Origin of the sequence: Psychrobacter sp. YGAH215, assembly GCF_007280595.1 — a bacterium.
Taxonomy (GTDB): Bacteria; Pseudomonadota; Gammaproteobacteria; order Pseudomonadales; family Moraxellaceae; genus Psychrobacter; species Psychrobacter faecalis.
Genome location: NZ_VKLR01000028.1, coordinates 1 through 20,346, shown reverse-complemented (window position 1 = coordinate 20,346; position 20,346 = coordinate 1). Strand labels below are relative to the sequence as shown.

15 protein-coding genes and 1 rRNA gene are annotated in these 20,346 nt (G+C 44.3%); 4 read left to right on the top strand and 12 right to left on the bottom strand.

Annotated elements, in window-relative coordinates:
* Window positions 1-84: 84 nt before the first annotated feature.
* From FOR85_RS11020 to FOR85_RS10985, 8 genes are all read right to left on the bottom strand, one after another.
* Window positions 85-1,215: an FAD:protein FMN transferase gene (locus FOR85_RS11020; RefSeq protein WP_223808612.1), complete on the bottom strand. Its 1,131-nt coding sequence runs from the start codon at window positions 1,213-1,215 to the stop codon at window positions 85-87.
* A 180-nt stretch (window positions 1,216-1,395) separates the two neighbouring features.
* A complete protein-coding gene (locus tag FOR85_RS11015; RefSeq protein WP_144297946.1) occupies window positions 1,396-2,196 on the bottom strand; it encodes an SDR family NAD(P)-dependent oxidoreductase in 801 nt (266 codons plus the stop codon).
* 140 nt (window positions 2,197-2,336) lie between these two features.
* Entirely contained in the window at window positions 2,337-3,572 is a 1,236-nt protein-coding gene (nqrF, locus tag FOR85_RS11010) for an NADH:ubiquinone reductase (Na(+)-transporting) subunit F (RefSeq protein ID WP_144297945.1), read from the bottom strand.
* 120 nt (window positions 3,573-3,692) lie between these two features.
* Window positions 3,693-4,301, bottom strand: coding sequence for an NADH:ubiquinone reductase (Na(+)-transporting) subunit E (nqrE, locus tag FOR85_RS11005; RefSeq protein ID WP_068404382.1), 609 nt, complete (start codon window positions 4,299-4,301; stop codon window positions 3,693-3,695).
* Window positions 4,301-4,972 carry an NADH:ubiquinone reductase (Na(+)-transporting) subunit D gene (locus FOR85_RS11000; RefSeq protein ID WP_068404384.1) on the bottom strand — a complete coding sequence of 224 codons (672 nt, stop codon included), beginning with the start codon at window positions 4,970-4,972 and terminating at the stop codon, window positions 4,301-4,303. The genes nqrE and FOR85_RS11000 overlap by 1 nt, the downstream gene beginning before the upstream one ends.
* Before the next feature lies 1 nt (window position 4,973).
* A complete protein-coding gene (locus tag FOR85_RS10995) occupies window positions 4,974-5,906 on the bottom strand; it encodes a Na(+)-translocating NADH-quinone reductase subunit C (protein ID WP_144297944.1) in 933 nt (310 codons plus the stop codon).
* Entirely contained in the window at window positions 5,887-7,122 is a 1,236-nt protein-coding gene (locus FOR85_RS10990; protein ID WP_144297943.1) for an NADH:ubiquinone reductase (Na(+)-transporting) subunit B, read from the bottom strand. The genes FOR85_RS10995 and FOR85_RS10990 overlap by 20 nt, the downstream gene beginning before the upstream one ends.
* A 5-nt stretch (window positions 7,123-7,127) precedes the next feature.
* Window positions 7,128-8,480 carry a Na(+)-translocating NADH-quinone reductase subunit A gene (locus FOR85_RS10985; RefSeq protein WP_144297942.1) on the bottom strand — a complete coding sequence of 451 codons (1,353 nt, stop codon included), beginning with the start codon at window positions 8,478-8,480 and terminating at the stop codon, window positions 7,128-7,130.
* Window positions 8,481-9,444: 964 nt separating this feature from the next.
* Here FOR85_RS10985 and hisA point away from each other — a divergent pair.
* From hisA to FOR85_RS10970, 3 genes are all read left to right on the top strand, one after another.
* Window positions 9,445-10,185: a 1-(5-phosphoribosyl)-5-[(5-phosphoribosylamino)methylideneamino]imidazole-4-carboxamide isomerase gene (hisA, locus tag FOR85_RS10980; protein ID WP_144297941.1), complete on the top strand. Its 741-nt coding sequence runs from the start codon at window positions 9,445-9,447 to the stop codon at window positions 10,183-10,185.
* A 202-nt stretch (window positions 10,186-10,387) separates the two neighbouring features.
* Window positions 10,388-12,025 carry a mechanosensitive ion channel domain-containing protein gene (locus tag FOR85_RS10975; protein WP_190295548.1) on the top strand — a complete coding sequence of 546 codons (1,638 nt, stop codon included), beginning with the start codon at window positions 10,388-10,390 and terminating at the stop codon, window positions 12,023-12,025.
* A 119-nt stretch (window positions 12,026-12,144) separates the two neighbouring features.
* Window positions 12,145-12,429, top strand: a complete 285-nt coding sequence (locus FOR85_RS10970) for a hypothetical protein (protein ID WP_144297939.1) — start codon at window positions 12,145-12,147, stop codon at window positions 12,427-12,429.
* Between the two features lie 152 nt (window positions 12,430-12,581).
* On the opposite strand, the gene rnr is transcribed toward FOR85_RS10970, so the two are convergent.
* The 4 genes from rnr to thrS all read right to left on the bottom strand — a co-directional run bounded on the left by rnr (window position 12,582) and on the right by thrS (window position 19,228).
* A complete protein-coding gene (gene rnr / locus FOR85_RS10965; protein ID WP_144297938.1) occupies window positions 12,582-14,891 on the bottom strand; it encodes a ribonuclease R in 2,310 nt (769 codons plus the stop codon).
* Window positions 14,892-15,040: 149 nt separating this feature from the next.
* Window positions 15,041-16,285 (bottom strand): toxic anion resistance protein, encoded by a 1,245-nt coding sequence (locus FOR85_RS10960; protein WP_144297937.1) that lies wholly within the window; start codon window positions 16,283-16,285, stop codon window positions 15,041-15,043.
* Between the two features lie 481 nt (window positions 16,286-16,766).
* Window positions 16,767-17,270: a translation initiation factor IF-3 gene (infC, locus tag FOR85_RS10955; RefSeq protein ID WP_144297936.1), complete on the bottom strand. Its 504-nt coding sequence runs from the start codon at window positions 17,268-17,270 to the stop codon at window positions 16,767-16,769.
* A 23-nt stretch (window positions 17,271-17,293) separates the two neighbouring features.
* Window positions 17,294-19,228, bottom strand: a complete 1,935-nt coding sequence (gene thrS / locus FOR85_RS10950; protein WP_144297935.1) for a threonine--tRNA ligase — start codon at window positions 19,226-19,228, stop codon at window positions 17,294-17,296.
* 1,050 nt (window positions 19,229-20,278) lie between these two features.
* On the opposite strand from thrS, the gene FOR85_RS12655 reads away from it, so the two are divergent.
* Window positions 20,279-20,346, top strand: a 16S ribosomal RNA gene (locus FOR85_RS12655); the annotation flags it as partial.

Here is a 20,346-nt window from a genome sequence, read left to right as displayed (position 1 = left end):
TAAGCAATGACTTACTTATAGTATAGCAAAAATTTGCCTCGCCCGTTTGTGCTTAGCAGGTTATTACAGTCTAGACGTTTGATACTAAGACTTTTTATCGGCGCGTAAGGTTTTCATCGCCGGCGTTTCGACCACTTGCCAATCATCAACGCTGTCGGTCGCCGTGTCTGCTGCAACACCTTTTGCCAAAATCACAAATAAAGCTGCGATATTGTGCTCTTTCGCCATAGCCAGCGCTTTTTCATAAGGCATGGCGGTCAAGGCCGTTGCCCACGCATCCGCCAGCGCCACCGTTTCTGCAGCGACCGTTACTGATGGCGCACCGCCTACGATTGGCTCACCTGTGGTTGGGTCAATGGTATGGCTATAGTGCTTACCGTCGAAAACGACGGAGTTGCGATAGTTTCCAGAAGTAGCAAGCGCCATGCTAGCGCCGTTATTGATAGGTTGGCGAATCACCGCCATTGCTTGCCGAGTACTTACCGTACTGCCCTCAATGGGTGCATCAATAGCGATTTGCCACGGCTGCTGCTGCGCGCTGACGCCCGAGGTCGCCACTTCGCCGCCAATCTCAACCATATAGTTGCGAATTTGATAAGTGTTCTTAAGCACATCGGCAATGACGTCGACGCCATAACCTTTAGCCACCGCCGAAAAATCAAGGCCAACGCCGTCTTTGGTTTTATAAATGCTGTCATCTTTTTGAATGACACTGTCAAAATCGACCAAAGCTTTTGCTTGCGCAATCTCAAGCGCCGTTGGCGGACTTTGTAAGCGCTCAACCGTCATGGTACTGCCAAAGCCCCAAGTTTCTATCAAAGGCATTACCGTTGGGTCAAAAGCGCCGCCCGATAGCTCATAAACTTGCCTTGAGGCTTGCAACACATGGCTAAAATCGGCGTCGATAGCAATCGGCGTATCTTTGCCTAATTGGTTAAATTTAGAAATAGTAGAGTCGGCTTGATAGGTCGACATGCTGTCGTTTATATCTTGCAAGCGCTTATCAATTGCTGCTTGTATGGCAGCTTCATCAGCGCCTTTGGGCAATTGATAACTGATGTGGTAGCTGGTGCCCATGGTCTCGCCGCTAAGATTGTTGTAATCGGGCTTTTGCTGGCAGGCGCTAAGCATGAGTACAGAGCTGATAGCAATGATGGTTAAAGAGGCGGATTTTAGGGGTTTGTTAGGAGTAAGAAAGGTGGTTAAATTTGTCATATAAGTCATCATAGCTTGATAAAGCGAAGGGGTGAGTGGGGGCGTTAGTTTGCAGGTAATAAACTAAGCAAGCTAAGCGTCGCCTATTTTACACCCCTTGTTACCGATAAGGCCAATTTACGACTAACGTACGACTTAAGTAACTATGACTCGAGAAGATACGATTGAACCTGCCTGTTTTTATTTAACCTGTGACTCACGAATAAGCTTATACAGCTTTGGCGGCGATAAACGATTGACTTTAGTGGCAAGTTTTTCTTTATTGCCAGCAATGATGATATATTCTTCACCCTTAGTTAGGGCTTTGACGACCTGCTTTGCAAAGGCGGTCGCAGTAAGACCTTTATTGGTGGCGTCATCCATCGTCCCTTGCGCACTACCATCACCAGTCAAGGCATTGATAGAAATATTGGTTTGAATAAACCCTGGAAATATAGTCGCCACCTCGATACCTTCGTCGTGCAATTCTGCGCGCAAGCTGTTTGCCCACATATGGATAGCGGCTTTGGCAGCACCATAAGCGCCGCGATATTGGGTACCCAGTAAACCTGCCACGCTCGATATCATGACCACTTTGCCGCCACCTTGCGCAATCATATCGGGCAATACCAGTCTGGTCAGCCGCGTTTGCGCAAAGTAATCTATCTCCATCAGCTTACGTTCAACTTCCTCGGTCGTTTCCATGATAAGCGCGCGTTGACTGATGCCCGCATTATTAATCAACCAATCCACTTTTTCAGTTTTAGCCTTGATTGTTTCATAGGCTTCTTTTGCTTGCTTAGCATCGGCGATATCAAAGGAGACAACGATATGTTTTTTGCTGTTTTTACAGCGACTTTTAACCGCTTCTAATTTATCCTTATCACGGCCACTTAAAATAATGCTGGCACCGCGTTTGGCAAAGGCAATTGATAATGCTTCGCCGATACCGCTAGACGCGCCGGTAATCCAAATGGTCAAATCTTTCGCTTTGGTTTTCATAAGAATCCTTTCTGATTGAAAATGGTTTATTTAGCGCATAAAAAAAGAGCCTCCATTGAGACTCTTAATTTATCATATATTTTTAGCTTAACGATACTTGTTGAATAAATAGGTGTTATCAACCGATTTAAATAACTCGCTTAACCACCAAAATCATCAAGCATGATGTTTTCATCTTCCACGCCCAAGCTGTGTAGCATGTCGATTACCGCCGCGTTCATCATCGGTGGCCCGCACATGTAGTATTCACAGTCTTCTGGGTTTGGATGGTCTTTAAGATAGTTTTCAAGCAGCACGTTATGGATAAAGCCGGTTGGACCTTCCCAATTGTCTTCAGGGAGAGGGTCAGACAAGGCCACATGCCACTCAAAGTTATCAAACTCTTCTTCTAGCTGATCATAATCTTCAACGTAGAACATCTCACGAATCGAGCGCGCGCCATACCAAAAGCTAATCTTACGCTTGGTATCTAAGCGTTTAAGCTGATCGAAAATGTGCGAGCGCATCGGTGCCATACCCGCACCACCACCGACGAAAATCATTTCAGCTTCGGTGTCTTTGGCAAAAAACTCACCATAAGGACCAGAAACCGTCACTTTATCGCCAGGTACGAGGCTAAATACCCAAGAGGACATTTTGCCCGGTGGTATACCGTCAGGACCGCGTGGCGGTGGACTGGCGATACGGATATTAAACTTAATAATGCCTTTTTCGTCTGGGTAGTTGGCCATTGAGTAAGCACGAATCACTGGCTCATCAACTTTCGACACATATTTGAAAATGTCGAACTTTTCCCAGTCTTCGCGGTATTCTTCGTCAATCACAAAGTCTTTGTAATGCACTTCATGCGGCGGCGCTTCTAACTGTACATAACCACCCGCACGGAAATTGACTTCCTCGCCTTCTGGAATTTTAAGCACCAATTCTTTAATAAAGGTGGCAACGTTATCATTCGAGACAACTTCACATTCCCACTTTTGCACATCAAAAAACTCAGGGTCAATCTCAATTTTCATGTCTTGCTTTACCGCAACCTGACAGGCAAGGCGCATGTGGTTACGGATTTCGCCTTGGGTAAAATACCCAGTTTCGGTGGGCAGAATAGAGCCGCCCCCTTCGATAACGCGGCAACGACACTGCGCGCAGGTACCACCGCCACCACAGGCCGAAGATAAGAAAATACCTTCGCTTGCCAATGTTTGTAGCAGTTTTCCGCCCGCGGGTGTCACGACGTCATTATCGGGATTATCATTGATATGGATAGTAACATCGCCTGAACTGACCAATCTTGAGCGCGCTGCCAAAATAATGGCAACAAGACCCATGATGATCACGGTAAACATAGCAACGCCACCAATCGCCGTAGCGTAATCCATGGTAGGTATCCTTAATCTATGGAGTAGGGGAGCGAAAAAACGTCTTTGCGTTTTTTGAACCCCTACCGAATAAATGAATTAAATAGGTCAAAGTGCTAAATAGGGTTTAAGCTTAGCGGTTTAAATTGACATACCGCCGAAAGACATAAAGCCAAGTGACATCAGACCAACCGTGATAAAGGTAATACCAAGACCACGCAGCGGCGCTGGAATGTCTGAGTATTTTAGCTTTTCACGGATACCCGCCAAGGCGGTAATCGCCAATGCCCAACCAAAACCTGCGCCGACGCCGTATACCATCGATTCGCCAAAGTTATAATCACGCTCAACCATAAACAGTACGCCACCTAAAATGGCGCAGTTAACGGTAATCAGTGGCAAAAACACCCCAAGGGCGTTATACAGACTCGGGACGAACTTATCCAAGAACATCTCTAAAATCTGTACCACAGCGGCGATCAAACCAATATAACTGAGTAGGCCCAAAAAGCTTAAGTCGATATCAGGGAAACCTGCCCATGCCAGCGCACCATTTTTTAAGATGAACTGAAACAAAAGGTTATTTAGCGGTACGGTAATCGCCATCACGACGACCACAGCGACTCCAAGACCAATCGCGGTGGAGACCTTTTTTGATACCGCCAAAAAGGTACACATGCCTAAGAAGTAGGCCAGCGCCATATTCTCGATAAAGACCGAGGTTATAAATAAACTGACATAGTGTCCCATTAGTGACCGCCTCCTTGTGCCATGCCTTTAGATTGCGGCTTCATTACAAATTCAGCTTCTTCGACCTGTTCAGGTTTCCAAGTACGGATAATCACAATGAACAGAGCAATGATAAAGAACGCTGACGGTGGCAATAGTAATAGACCATTTGGTACGTACCAACCACCATCGTTAGCAGTTTGCAAAATGGTAATACCGAACCAACTGCCTGCGCCCAAAATCTCACGCACGCTCGCGACAAATAGCAGTACCGCCGAGTAACCAAGACCGTTACCAATACCGTCTAAAAAGCTTGGTACTGGTGGATTGCTCATGGCAAATGCTTCGGCACGGCCCATCACGATACAGTTGGTGATAATCAAACCAACGAATACCGACAAACCTTTACTGACGTCATAAGCGACCGCTTTTAAAATCTGGTCAACCACAATAACCAATGACGCAATAATCGTCATCTGCACAATAATACGAATGCTTGATGGGATTTGCTTACGGATAATAGAGATAAAAAAGCTTGAGAATGCCGTGACCAAGGTCAACGCCACACTCATCACCAGCGCATTTGCCACACTGGTAGTAACCGCCAACGCCGAACAAATACCTAAGATTTGCAGAGCAATCGGGTTATTGTCAAAGATAGGCGAGGTTAAAATCGTTTTTGTATCAGCCATGTTATGCCTCCTTACCGTGTGCTGCTGGCACTACTGCGACCAGTTCGGTTGCGGGATGCGTCTGCTGTTGATGTAAGTTCTGACCCAGTTTTTTATACGGACTTTGACTGGCTTTGACTTCTGGATCCGCCACTGTTTTGCCGTTTTGTTCACGCAGCTGGTCTAAGTAAGGCTTATAGCCTTGCTCACCTAGCCAAAACTGAATCATGTTACTGACGCCGCGACCGGTTAAGGTTGCACCACTGATGCCATCTACCCAGTTGTCTTTTGGATTACCGGCTTTAGTCACACCTGTTGCAACTGCGCCGTTTTCATCATAAGAGTGAATGCCGCTCCACATGGCGCGCCACTCAGGCTCCTCGATACGAGCACCTAGACCTGGGGTTTCTTTATGCTCATAGAAACTGATTCCTTTGATGGTATTCATATCACTTTCAAGCGTTAAGAAACCATAAATCGTACCCCATAGACCATAGCCTTGAATCGGCAGCACCACCATTTCAGGCTGTCCAGCGTCATCACTTTTGACATAGACTTTGGCGTATTTAGGAACACGGCCGATACCAGCAGGGTCATTACCGCCCAAATCTTCGCTTAGCGCCTGATTTTTGGTCGCTTGACTGGCATCGTACGCATTGCGATCAGGAATGCCAGCGGCTTTTAGCGCGTCGTCATCGAGGTAATTGCCTTTATTAAGGTCAACGATTTTTACCTCAAAGTCTTTAAAACGCTCGGCCACATCTTCATTGGTATCGGACGCCGGGTCAAACATACCAGCGGCGACTAAGATATTTTTGTTACGGTCTAAGCGCGCGTTTTCAACTTGCGCTGGTTTCAAACCAACAGCCGCCGCTGAGACCAATACAGAGCACACCAAGCATAGCGTCAACGCCACGCTGATGGTTTTTGCATTATTACTTTTGGGCTTGGACATAACGAACCCTCCGTGCTGTTTGGCGCTTGATATTGGCTTGCGTCACAAAGTAATCAAATAATGGCGCAAATAAGTTGGCGAATAAAATGGCTAGCATGATGCCTTCTGGAAAGGCGGGGTTGACGACGCGGATGAGTACGGTCATAAAACCAATCAAAATACCATACGCCCAGCGGCCTTTATTGGTGTGCGCAGCTGATACAGGGTCGGTTGCCATAAACACCGCACCAAAGGCAAAGCCACCAATGACTAAGTGCCAATAAAACGGCAGGCTCATCATCATATTGTCTTCAGAACCGACCATATTAAAGACTAGCGATGTGGCAATTAGCCCCACCACACAACCTGCCATGATGCGCCATGAGGCAATACGCGTCCAAAGTAGAACCACTGCACCTAGCAAAATAGCCAGCGTCGATACTTCACCGATACTGCCTTGCATATTGCCTAAGAAAGCATCTGTCAACGTGATGGCATTGCCATAAACATCAACGAAGTCTGCTGGGACGACGCCAAGCGCGGCAAGTCCAAGTGGCGTGGCTCCTGAGAAACCATCAACCGCGGTCCATACTGAGTCACCAGACATATAAGCTGGATAGGCAAAGTATAAGAACGCACGACCCGAGAGGGCAGGGTTAAGGAAGTTTTTACCCGTACCGCCAAAGACTTCTTTTGCCACGACCACACCAAAGATAATACCTAAGGCAACTTGCCATAAAGGAATATCTGGTGGTAGACAGAGCGCAAATAGGACAGAAGTTACAAAGAAACCTTCGTTGACTTCATGCCCACGCACCACGGCAAAGATAATCTCACAGAGAATACCGACCCCAAAGGTGACCAGATAAATCGGTAAGAATTGCATCGCCCCGTAGACAAAGCTTGCCCAGATACTGTCTGGGTTGTAGCCTGCCATACTGGTGATAACCGTGCGCCAGCCTTCCGGCTGCAAGCCTAGCGTTGCAATCGCCGTTAATGCTTGATGACCGATATTGTACATACCCCAAAACATCGCAGGGAAAGTACATAACCAAACGGTAATCATAATACGCTTGAGGTCAATGCCGTCGCGTACGTGTGATGATGCGTATGTCGTTGAGCCTGGTTGACGTAAAAACGTATCAAACATCTCAAAGATGGCATAGTATTTTTCGTGTTTGCCACCCTTGGTGAAAGACGGCTCCATACGATCGAACATATTGTGTAAAAATTTCATCGTGGTCAGCCCTCCAGCTCAATGCGCGTTAAGTTATCACGCAAAATATCGCCGAATTCATATTTGCCAGGAGATACGAAGGTGCATAATGCCAAATCTTCTTCGTCCAATTCAAGTACGCCCAAATCGACGGCGCTAATGATGTCTTCGACAATCAAAGCACGTAATAGCTGCGTTGGCAGATAGTCTTGTGGCATGACTTCTTCATAGACACCGATTGGCACCATTGCGCGCGGCGAACCATTGCTCGAAGTGGTAAAGCTATATTTTTTACCACCAAAAAACTGCGAGATATAGATAGGCAATTTAGAAAAGCGATTGGCACCAGCGGTAAAGAAGTGAAACGCTGGACGTTCACGACCTTCGGTTAGCGCACTGATTTGATTATGAAAGCGACCAAGATAATTGGTATTGCCAAACACTTTGCGACCTGAAAGCACAGAACCCGAGACGATACGGTTCTCGCCAGCTGTAAGCTCACCTTTGGTCAATGCTGCGATATCTGCACCGCGCTCGGTGACCACCAAATGCGGGTTTTTAACCGCAGGGCCAGCAAGGCTAAGCATACGGCGCGTATATAAACGACCAGTAGTAAACAGCTTACCAATGGCAATTACGTCTTGATAACCAATCGTCCACACGGTCACGCCGCGCATAATTGGATGCAAAAAGTGAATGTGCGTGCCAGCCAGACCAGCAGGGTGTTTGCCAGCAAAGCTATGATACTCAGTGACATTATTAGCAGCCGTTTTGGCAACTGGCGTCAACTGGGCATCGCCATGATGGCAGACAAAGGTCTTGGGGCTGAGGGTTGATAATACAGCAAGTCCGTCATTGAACGCTTGAAGCTGCTCATTAATCAGCAACATCGGGTCAAGCGCTAATGGATTGGTATCCATAGCGGTGACAAAGATAGCGTGCGGACGGGCACCAATATCGGGGGAGCGGCTATAAGGACGCGTACGAAATGCGGTCCATTCGCCAGAGGCAAGCAGTTGGGTTTCAACGACTTCAGAATCTAGGTCAGCAAGTTGCTGGGAGTCGTAGCGCTGAAATTCTACTTCTTCACCGTTTGGGTCGACCGCAATCACAAGACTTTCAAAAACACGACGCTCACCGCGATTAACGGCGACGACCTTACCAGCAGCAGGGGCAGTGTAGATAACGCCGACCCGTTTTTTGTCTTCAAAAACGGGCTGACCTTTAGCTACGATGTCGCCTTCTTTGACATTCATCGTGGGCTTCATGCCCACATAATCATAGCCAACAAGTGCTACATAGGCGGGTCTGTGCTCAGATATCTCGCGGGAGGGTTCACCAGTGATGGGTAAATCCAAACCTTTTTTGATGGTAATCATAAGCGAAAACTTAGTCCATAGTCTAAAACGATACCAGACGTCCTGTTTGGTATATCGGCAGCATGGATAACAGCGTCATCAATAAAGTGCTTTATCACTCCCAAAAAAGGGCGTGAAAAAGTGCTCTAGACATAACACATCATCATAACTACAAGTAAGAGTATTAACGCTGACCTTAGACTCCTTAACAACACGTTAATGTCTTATTCGAATGACCAAAGTGACAACTGGCTACCAAGGTGTATCGTAAAACTCATAAATCTAACCGCGTCCTCAACGAGGATGACAGTAGATAAAATACAGTTTTACCATACGATTTATTAAAATCTTAAAATTTGTCGTATCAGGAATCATAGGGTTATTAAAATTTACGCAGCGCTATTCATTCGAGTGAATATAAATGAGGCATCAATGATTTGTTCATACTTTATGAAAGCTGTCTTTGTGAAAGCTATCTAAGTGCTGGTTAATGACCTATGATTACAGGGTAAACTCAATGTCTTGATAAGCTCAGCATTAATTTAGTGCTAATGCGGTGCTCATATTTACCTTATGCTGATTGCAATCGTCAATAGGTAGCAGACGATTAGGTTTTATCATACAAATACAAATTTACCTAGGATTATACGCTAAACTGACCTAAAATTGCCAGTTGGTAAATGAATTTACCTAATGTTACGAGTGATTCCTTCGGCTAAAACTTATGGTTATGATTGTAGTTACGGTGATGGGTTCTTTACCATTTTTTAACCAAACTTTAACTCGTATTCTCATTTACCACTGCCATTTTTAATATTTAATCAATTTTCCCTAATAGCTGCTTTTAATTTGCTATGCTAAATAAATTTTACGTAGTCGCCCTTTGATGGGCTTGGATACTTTTTTCACTTTTGAATTTTTCTTATTCATATTGTTATTATTCAACTATTTTTAATCGCTGATATCGCTTTATAAGGAATGCTGTATGTGTGCTGTCCCTGTCATTATCCCCGCTATCGATTTAAAAGATGGTAAATGTGTGCGTTTAAAACAAGGTCGTATGGAAGACGATACGGTATTTTCTGATGATCCAGTCGCTATGGCGGCGCGTTGGGTCAATGAGGGCGCGCGTCGCTTACATTTGGTCGATTTAAATGGCGCTTTTGATGGCATCCCAGTACACAAACAAGTGGTCAACGACATTGCCAAAGCTTTCCCCAAGCTGCCGATTCAATTGGGCGGTGGTGTGCGCAATATGAAAACCATCGAGCAGTATATTAGCGCAGGTTTGACCTACATTATTATTGGTACCAAAGCCGTGGAAGATCCAGATTTTGTGGCTGAAGCCTGCCGCGAGTTTGCTGGACACATTATTGTCGGTATCGATGCCAAAGATGGCATGGTTGCCACGCACGGTTGGGCAAACGTGACCGATACCAAAGCTACCGAGCTTGCCAAGCGTTTTGCTGATGTTGGCGTATCGTCAATCGTTTATACCGATATCGCTCGTGATGGCATGATGCAAGGCGTCAATGTCGAGCAAACGGTTAATTTAGCGCGTGAAGGCGGCTTGCCGGTGATTGCGTCAGGCGGCGTCACCGATATGAAAGACATTGAATTGCTAAAACCTTATGGTGACTGTATCGAAGGGATTATCACTGGCCGCGCGATTTACGAAGGCACCTTAGACTTGGGTGAGGCGCAGCTTTATCTAGATGGTAAATAGTTTTTAGTCGCCATGTCCAGAGAGCGTTATTGGAAATGTGATATAAAGCTAGAATAATAAAGGGATACTTATGGCAGCGTATGTTGACCAGCCTCAATTACGTAGGCTACACAGGTTAAGCCAGCGCCAGTCGCGTATAACGATAAACGTCTACGCTCAGCTGTTATTGCTATTAAGTATCTTTTTAAGTGTTCTTTTAAGCATGCCAACTTATGCGGCTACAGACAGCAGCACAAGTGAGAGTATTATACTCAATAATGAGGCTACTGAAGATAGTACAGCTGACAGTGGGACCAGCGCTCAGACGCCTAACGCCCCAGCTATAAACGCCCCACCTGCCAATGAGCCAAATAATAGTCTAAATAGTGCCATCACTATTACCCCTGCGACGCCAAGTACTTCTGACACTGCGCCCGCGCCAGTTGAAAAACCGCCAGTTATCAGCGGTGAAAGTACTAATAATGCCCAAATCGAAACCACGCCAACGCCGTTAAAAGACAATGATATCCAGCAACGTATCAGTGGCATTTTTTCAGAAATTGACGGCTTGCAAGCAGTAAGTGTCAGCGTCAACCAAGGGGTTGTAACCTTAACCGGTGAGACGCCTAACGAGAAGAAAGCCCAGCAAGCGATTAATCTGACCAATCGCTTAACCGATGTGGTGACGGTAGAAGATAGAATCAATCGCACCCTTGATGTGCAGGATAATGTCTCGACTGTTTATCAGAGTCTCAAAGCGCAAACCAAAAACCTAGTCAAAGCGTTGCCGCTACTACTCGTAGGGATTGTTTTATTTGCCTTAGTGACGTGGTTTGGCAGTTGGTTATCCAATCGACAAAAAATGTGGCAACGTCTTACGCCAAATCCCTTTGTCGCAGAGTTACTTGCCCAAACCGTTAAAGTCATCTTTATCATTTTCGGTCTTATCTTAGCGTTAAGTTTGATTGGTGCTGAGACTATCTTGGGCACGCTGCTTGGTGGGGCAGGTGTTATTGGTATCGCCGTTGGTTTTGCCGTCAAAGACACCATTGAGAACTATATTGCCTCGCTCATGCTCAGTATCCGCCAACCGTTTCGCGCCCGCGACCATATTTTGATTAACAATCAAGAAGGCATCGTGGTGCGCCTAACCTCACGCGCCACGATTTTAATGACCTTAGACGGCAATCAGTTACGTATTCCTAACGCTGAAGTCTTTAAAGCAACAATTTTAAATTACACCAAAAACCCCGAGCGCCGTTTTACCTTTGAGCTCGGGGTTGATGCCAACGACGATCCGCTTGCTGCGATCAAGGTAGGTATCGATGCCATCTGTCAGTTGGGATTTGCCTTAGATAAGCCAAAAGTCACGGCGGTTATCAAAGAAGTCGGCGAATCAAATATCGTTTTACAGTTCCAAGTATGGGTCAATCAATTGGAGGCAGATTTCTCCAAAGCCCGCAGTATCGCCATTCGCGAAACCAAGCATGCCTTAGAAGATGAAGGTTTTACTTTACCCGAGCCCATTTATCAGTTGCGCTTTAACCATAAGCTAGAAAAAGCCTTTGAGCATTTCCAAAGCAGTCAAACGAACGATAAATCCCCAGCGGAAACGACGGTAACGCCGCACATTTCTGCAACTGATAAAGCGTCTGATGAATCTTTTCCCACTGGCACTACCATTGAAGATAAAGATAAGAAACAAGCAAAGGCGCGGGCCAAGCATATCTTACAAGGTCGCAATGCCGAGGAAGTACTCGATGCACGTCCTGATCAGAAACTAATGGAAAAAGTTGAGCAAGAAATTGCCGAAAATTCAGATGAAACCGACTTACTAAGTAACAATAGTCCGCAAGAATAGCCCACAAGAGTGGCGTTGAAGATTACCTATTAAAAGGTGATTACTAACTATAAAAGTCGGCATAAAAAATGCAATGAAACGTCTATCTACCTTTTATCGACATAGACGAGATATTTTTTATGCAAATCAAACATCTGATTATTTTTGCTTTGGCTGGTATCGTTATTCTCGCAGGGTTTAATATGATCAGCGGCAGTCAACGTGAAAAAAATAGAGAAGCGTTAGCCGCTAGCAGTGAAACAGAAAACACAGACATAGTTATAACTGACAGCAAGACATCAGATATTGTAAGTCGGCCATTAGGGCAGCAGCCAAAAGCTATTCTTGATAAAGCAAGCACGCAGATAGAACAAGCGGAGCAGGTCAGTCAACAACGCAGCGAGCAAATCGCTAATACGCAATAGGAGCTTTAAACCTTAGAGTTATTATTGTTCAGAATTTTAAGGCTGAAATAAGTGGCGTCTTAATAACAGCATCTGATTAATCGCCCTTTAATGAGCAAAAAAAAGACTAACGATAACGTTAGTCTTTTTTTAATCTTAACATTTAGGCAGCGTTAGCTTTTTTTGCTGGTGCCTTTACCACGGCTGCTGCTTCTTTTAGAAGGGGTTTTATTCGCCGAAGTTTTGTTAGCAGAGCTCTTACCAGCCGAATTGTTCTTTGGCTGATCGCGTTTGGTTTGATTCATTTGGCTTGCTTGTAGCTTAGCTTTAAGATCAAAGTCGATTTGTAGCAGGTCCATATTAACGCCTGCTACTTTTACGCGAACCAAATCGCCAAGCCCAAATACCGTGCCTCTGTCTTTACCGATAAGCTGCTGTTGCTGCTCATCATAGACAAAGAAGTCGTCGCCAACGTTGGAGATGTGCACGAGACCATCAATATATAAGTCAGTCAAAGTCACAAATAAACCAAAGCTCGTCACAGTCGTCACCACGCCATCGAACTCTTCGCCGACATGATCTTTCATATAATGACATTTGAGCCAAGATTCCACGTAACGCGATGCTTTTTCGGCGCGGCGCTCGGTATCTGAAGTTTGCATGCCAGCCTCTTCAAGCGAGAAATCCATCACTGGTTGTTGGCTGTTGGTCACTTTTGCTTTAATCGCGCGATGCAGCATTAAATCAGGATAGCGGCGAATCGGCGAGGTAAAGTGGCTGTATTCGTCATAAGCCAAACCAAAGTGACCGATGTTATCAGGCGCATAGTTCGCTTGCATCATCGAGCGTAGCAGCATGCTGTGGATACTAATGGCGTCAGGACGGTCTTTGGTTGCTTCGATAATCCGCTGATAATCTGCTTGCGTTGGGCTTTCCTCAGGGAAGCTTAAGCCAAAGTTTTTGGCATATTCATGAATGCGCATTGACTTTTCACTATCAGGCTTATCGTGGTTACGATATAAGACAGGCAACTCATGTTTTAGGGCAAAGTTTGCCGCACAGGTATTGGCAAGCAGCATACACTCTTCGATAAGCTTTTGCGCATCGCCGCGCGTACGCGGTAAAATCGCTTCGATGCCACCTTTTTCATTAAACTTAATATACGTTTCAACCGTTTCAAACTCCATGGCATGGCGCTCTTCACGTTTCTTCAGCAGCAACTCATACAATTGATGTAAGGTATCGACCGATTTTTTAACGTCTTTATTGCTCGTTAATGATTCAGGGACGCTTTTATCTTTTGGATTGGCAAGGTAAGCATTCACTTGGTTATAAGTCAGGCGCGCCTGTGAATGCATCACACCCGGATAAAAATCGTAGCCTGTGACTTTACCGGCGCGCGATATCTTGATATCGGCGACCATACAGAGACGGTCAAGGTTAGGATTCAATGAGCATAGACCATTAGACAGGACTTCTGGCAGCATCGGAATCACGCGATGCGGGAAATACACTGACGTGCCGCGCTCGTAAGCATCTTTATCAAGTGGCGAGTTTGGCGTGACGTAATTGCTTACATCAGCAATCGCCACCAGCACCCGATAGTTACCGCCCGAGCGTTTTTCGGCGAATACGGCATCATCAAAGTCACGCGCGTCTTCACCGTCAATAGTAATAAGAGGTAAATCGCGCAAGTCTTTCCGACCTTTCAAGTCTTTTTCAGTCGGCTCTTGATAGCTATTGGCCTGCTGTAGCGCGGCTTCGCTAAAGTCTGACGGGATATCATAGTTGAGTAGAGTCGTCTCAATAATCAATTCACGGTCATTATCATCAGATAGCACTTCAGTGATTTTACCGGTGGCAAATTCGTGTTGGTTTGGCCAATCGATAATATCGACTTTGACTGGCGCACCTTGTTTGGCGTTCAATGCTTGCACGTTTTCTTCAGTGACGGTAATCGGCTGATGGTTATTTGGGCTACCAAGCTCAACGCAATAACCTTCTTCATCGTGCGCCAATGTACCAATAAAGTTGTTTTGGCGACGCTCAACGATATCCACAATACGCCCTTCGGTACGACCACGATTATCTGTAGAGGTACCAACCGCTTGTACGGTATCGCCATTAAATACCCAGCGCATTTGCTTTTCATGCAAGAACAAATCAGGCATATCACTCAATATTACGAAGCCAAAGCCTTTAGGGTGAGCTGACACGGTGCCAGTGACGATATCGTGTTCGGTTACAGTACGATAGCGATAAGGACGCCCGTCGCGGTTTACTTGCCCATCGCGCGCCATTGCCTTTAGACGATTGCCTAAAGCGTCAAATTGGTCAGGGTCATCAATATTAAAGGCTTTTGCCAATTGTTGATGCGTGACTTCACCGTATTCATTAATCGTACTGAGTATCAGTTCGCGACTAGGAATAGGATTGACGTATTTTTGTGCCTCACTCGAGGCGTTTGGATCATTCCAACTCATAAATTACCGTATCTATTTTTTAAAATTATTAATAAGTGCTATCTTAACACGAACGACGCTGCAATATCTTCGGTCAATTGTCTTATGTGTATCAGATAGCAAGTAGCTGCTAGCTTGTATCGATAAGAGCCTTCGACATGCGAGCTCAATCAAATATCAATATCGACCGTATTTGATTGATTGGTTATCTTTTTAGTATTTAACTCTTTCGACACTTCAAGGACAGTCGTTTGATTCGACTTATCGAGATATTTCTGTGCTTTATCAACCTCGGCTGTCAGAGTATTGACCGTTTGTTTCATATTCTCTAGCGCCTCGATTTTATAATTGCTAATCATATCCATCGTCTCATAGACGTTATTGAAGGCGTTTTGGAGTTTATCAAGCTCAATCGTGCTACTGGTTGCCTGCTCGTGAATTTCAAGTGACTGACGTTTGAGCATCGCAGAGGTCGATTCAATCAAGCTGCTGGTGGTTTTATTTAACGCGGTGATTTGATCGAGTACCAGTTTTTGATTGGTCATCGCCTGAGCAACCACCACTGCGGTACGTAACGCCGAGATCGTCGTCGTCGTCGCGCGATCCACACCTTTAATCAGCTCTAGGTTGTTTTTGCGAATGGTATCAAGAGCCAAGTAGCCTTGTACGTTTACCGCCAATTGCGTTAAAAAGTCAGTATTTTTTTGCCGTACATAAAACAGCATTTCTTCTTTAATAATACGCGCTTTTTCGGGGTCAGTAGCTTCAACGGCATAAACCTTTTGTTCAAGCTGCTCATCGATTTTTTTACCCACATAAATATATTGGCGAATCGATTGCATCAGCTCCCACATATTGACTTTTTCTTGCTCAATCATAGCATTGTCTTTGAGCAGCTCGTCTTTACCGTTATAGAGGCTGGTCACTACAGCGTTGATATGTGATTGCGCTGACTCGTATTGACGGAAATAATCTTGCACTTTGTTACCAAATGGAATCAGACCGAAGAGCTTACGTGAGCTGGTCAGCTCTTTTTTGCTCGGATCCAAATCTTCAACAATACCGCGCAGCTCAGTCAATGATTTGGCAATAGGTGAGTTATCAAACAAACTGTCATTGAGACTTTTTGCTGGCAAATCGAGCATACGGTTCGACACTTGCGCCGACTCACGAATTTCTTTATTGCCCAAATTGTGAATAGATTGCACGTTTTGTTGAAACTCAGCGCTGTGTACTGAGTTGTTAATCACGTGATCGACAAAGGCATCGACCTTAGCATCAAGTTCAGGAATCTGGCTGTCATCCAGTTTCACCATTTGATCCGCTTCGCTTTTTTGAATCTCTTTCACCGGTTCAGGAGCAGTTAAGGTGATGCTAGGCGTTGAGGCGTTTTCAGGTGGGGTCAATTCTTGCATAAAATTTCCTATAATATCTAAAAATGGAATTCTTTACCGACGACGTTATTTATCAATGACACTATTTATTGACTATTAATTGTCATTAACTATTCATTGTTAATGAATAACAGTTTTCGCTTAGCACTTTTATAGTCGTGGTTTCAATTGTTTTTATTACCCAATAATTTTTATTCGAATGAGATATGTGTGATGAGATAACCTTTAGATTAACTGGTAATGAAAAGGTTGAGAAGATGGGTTTTGTAAACTGAGGTTGATAAAGCGTTTATAGAGGAATTTGGCTTATCGTACTTAGCTTTTTTATATTTAATGCGCGTATTCAGCAATAAATATGAAAAAACCATCAATATCCCGGAGTATATTGATGGTTAAGAGTATAACTGTCTATAATAACGAGCTGTCTGTGTTAGTTAATTGATTATATTAACTAACCATCACATCGATTAACAGCCACTACTCGCTATAATCCACCTGTGGATTATTTTTTCTTAGTAGGCCCAAGCAGCATACCCATTTGACGGCCTTCCATCTTAGGATACTGTTCGACGTTTGAGATATCAGCGGTATCTTCAATGATACGATCAAGTTGTTTGCGTCCAATCTCTTGATGCGCCATTTCGCGACCACGGAAACGGATACTGATTTTAACTTTATCTTGGTTTTCCAAGAAGCTGACGATTTTTTTCAGCTTAACTTGATAATCCGCCTCTTCAGTACTAGGACGTAGCTTCATCTCTTTGAGCTGGGTCTGTTTTTGGTTCTTCTTCGCTTCTTTCGCTTTCTGCTTTTGATCATAGAGGAAATGTTTATAATCCATGATTTTGCATACTGGCGGCTTGGCTTCAGGAACCAATTCGACCAAATCTAGGTTTTCATCACGCGCCGCTTTCATCGCGGTTTCGATATCGACCACGCCCATTTGCTCGCCATCTTCTTTAACCAAACGGACTTCTTTAGCATTGATATCTTCGTTGATGTTCAAACGGTTTGACTGTTTAATAGGTATTACTCCTCATCTGTTTTTGGGGTCTGTCGGCCTTTTTTGCTGACAGCAGTCTGTACTAAGCTAATAAATTCTGCAACACTCATGACGCCGAGGTTTTCACCTTCACGAGTTCGGACGTTGACACTGCCCGTTTCGACCTCTTTATCCCCTAATACTAGCATATAGGGAACGCGTTCTAATGTTTTCTCTCGTATCTTAAATCCAATCTTTTCGTTACGCAAGTCACTCGTCGCTCGCAAACCTGCATTTTTCAGCTCACGAACCACATTTTCACAAGCATCGGCTTGTTTATCAGTGATATTCATCACCGCTACTTGTTGCGGCGCAAGCCATACAGGCATCCAACCGGCGTAGTTTTCAATCAAAATACCAATGAAGCGCTCAAATGAGCCTAAGATTGCACGGTGCAGCATAATTGGGGTTTCGCGCTCGTTTTGTTCGTTGACAAACTCTGCATCAAGACGCTCAGGCATATTTGGATCAACCTGAATCGTACCGCATTGCCACACGCGACCCAATGAATCCTTTAGACTAAACTCAATCTTCGGACCATAGAATGCGCCTTCACCCGGTAGATATTCCCAATCAAGACCTGAGCTATCTAGGGCATCTGCCAAGGCTTTTTCGGCAAAATCCCATGATTCATCGCTACCAACGCGTTTTTCAGGACGGGTTGAGAGCTTCATAATGATATTATCAAAACCAAAGTCTTCATACACCGCAAGGGTAAGCTTAATAAAATCCGCGACTTCTTGCTGAATTTGCGCTTGCGTACAAAATATATGCGCATCATCTTGCGTGAAACCACGTACACGCATCAAACCATGCAATGAACCAGATGGTTCGTTACGATGGCACGAGCCAAACTCCGCCATACGTAGCGGCAGCTCACGGTAAGACTTTAAGCCTTGGTTAAATACTTGCACGTGACACGGGCAGTTCATTGGTTTTACTGCATAATCACGGTTTTCGCTCGAAGTGGTAAACATATTGGTGGCATAGTTGCCCCAATGGCCTGAACGTTCCCACAAGCTGCGATCGACGATTTGCGGCGTTTTGATTTCCTCATAACCATGGTCATGCTGCACTTTACGCATATATTGCTCAAGTACTTGATAAATCGTCCAACCATTGGCATGCCAAAACACCATTCCCGGCGCTTGCTCTTGCATATGAAACAGATTTAACGCTTTACCAATCTTACGATGGTCACGTTTTTCTGCCTCTTCAATACGTTGGATATAGGCTTTTAAATCTTTTTTATCTGCCCACGCCGTACCATAGATACGTTGTAGCTGTTCGTTCTTAGCATCACCGCGCCAATAAGCGCCTGACATTTTGGTCAGTTTAAATACTTTTAAGAAGCGCGTATTTGGCACGTGTGGACCACGGCACATATCGACATATTCTTGATGATGATATAGACCAAAGGCTTCTTCACTCGGCATGTCATTAATCAATTTCAGCTTATAATCTTCGCCGCGTTCTTCAAAAATCTTAATCACTTCATCGCGAGGGGTCATTTTTTTGATGACGTCATAATCTTGCTTAATCAGCTCCATCATGCGTTTTTCAATTTTTTCCATGTGCTCAGGCGTAAATGGCGTCTCACTATAGATGTCATAATAAAAGCCATCTTCGATAACAGGACCGATGACCATTTTTACGTCAGGATAAAGCTGTTTTACCGCATGACCTAACAAGTGCGCGCACGAGTGGCGAATGATATCGACGCCATCAGCGTCTTTTGGCGTCACGATTTCAACTTTTGCATCGGCAACGATAGGGTCGTGGGCATCTACTAAATGGCCATCAACGCGTCCCGCGACCGTCGCCTTCGCCAAGCCCGCTCCAATACTTTGCGCCACTTCCATGACCGTTGTATTGCCTTCAAAGTTTTTCACGCTACCATCAGGTAAAGTAATCGCTACCATAATCTATTCACCTTTTTGGGTCCGTTGGCAGTGATGATTGCAACCATCAATCATATAACCGTAAGACCACGTCAATTATATCTAACCGCTATAATATGTCGGATATGTTGTAAGAAATGGGCATTAACCACAAACACTGCGCTAAAATTTATCTTATATATTATGCTAATTAAGTAGCCATTTAATAACTGTTCATCAAATCGCCATAATATAATATAGAATAAGTTGCTTGTTAATAAGAATAATTAGGAGTGCCATGCAGTAATGTCATAAAAGCCGCTATTATAGCAAACGCTGCCTATTAACACTAGACAGCTGCCGCGCGGTAAGCTTCCCTATATAGGTACGCTTAATGTCAATATCAATAGTGTTGAATATATACCTATATAAGCCCAGCAATATAATGCATGGTTTATAAATGTCCAATTGAGCTTACTAATAAACTTCGTAGCAAATAATAATTAAACATTAAGACATGTCTAGAGAATAATCCTCTTTGGTTTTATATATGTTTTTTACTAAGTTATTGAAAAATATAGTTTGTTTGTCACCTTCTAAAATAAATTAAGAAATCTATCGAAAATCGGTTGACACCCAGTCCAAAGCGTCTATAATACGCACCTCATTAGGGAGAACCGGAACAACTTATATGTCAATTACATATAACAAACCTGGCTAACCCATTGAAACAAATTATAAAAAAGCTTGACAAACCAAATCATTGTGATATGATAGTCGGCTCGCTAGATAGAACAACCGGCAACGGATTGGGACTATTTAGAGACAGAATAATCGATAACTGGACGACAGTATCGAGCACTATTTAAAAGCATAACTAAAGAACAACTTGTGTGGATTTTTGCTGATTCAGAATGCTAAAAATAAAGTTGACTATCTTTTCTTTTCGGAAAGATTATTAACTATAAAAATTATCATTTAAGACAGCAGAAAAACTCAAAGTTAATTCATTACGAACATAATTTTTAGCGATTTTGCCAGATTAGATGAGCCAAGTTTAGAAGCTTCTTTAAAGAGCTTCATAGCAAGATTAAACTGAAGAGTTTGATCATGGCTCAGATTGAACGCTGGCGGCAGGCTTAACACATGCAAGTCGAGCG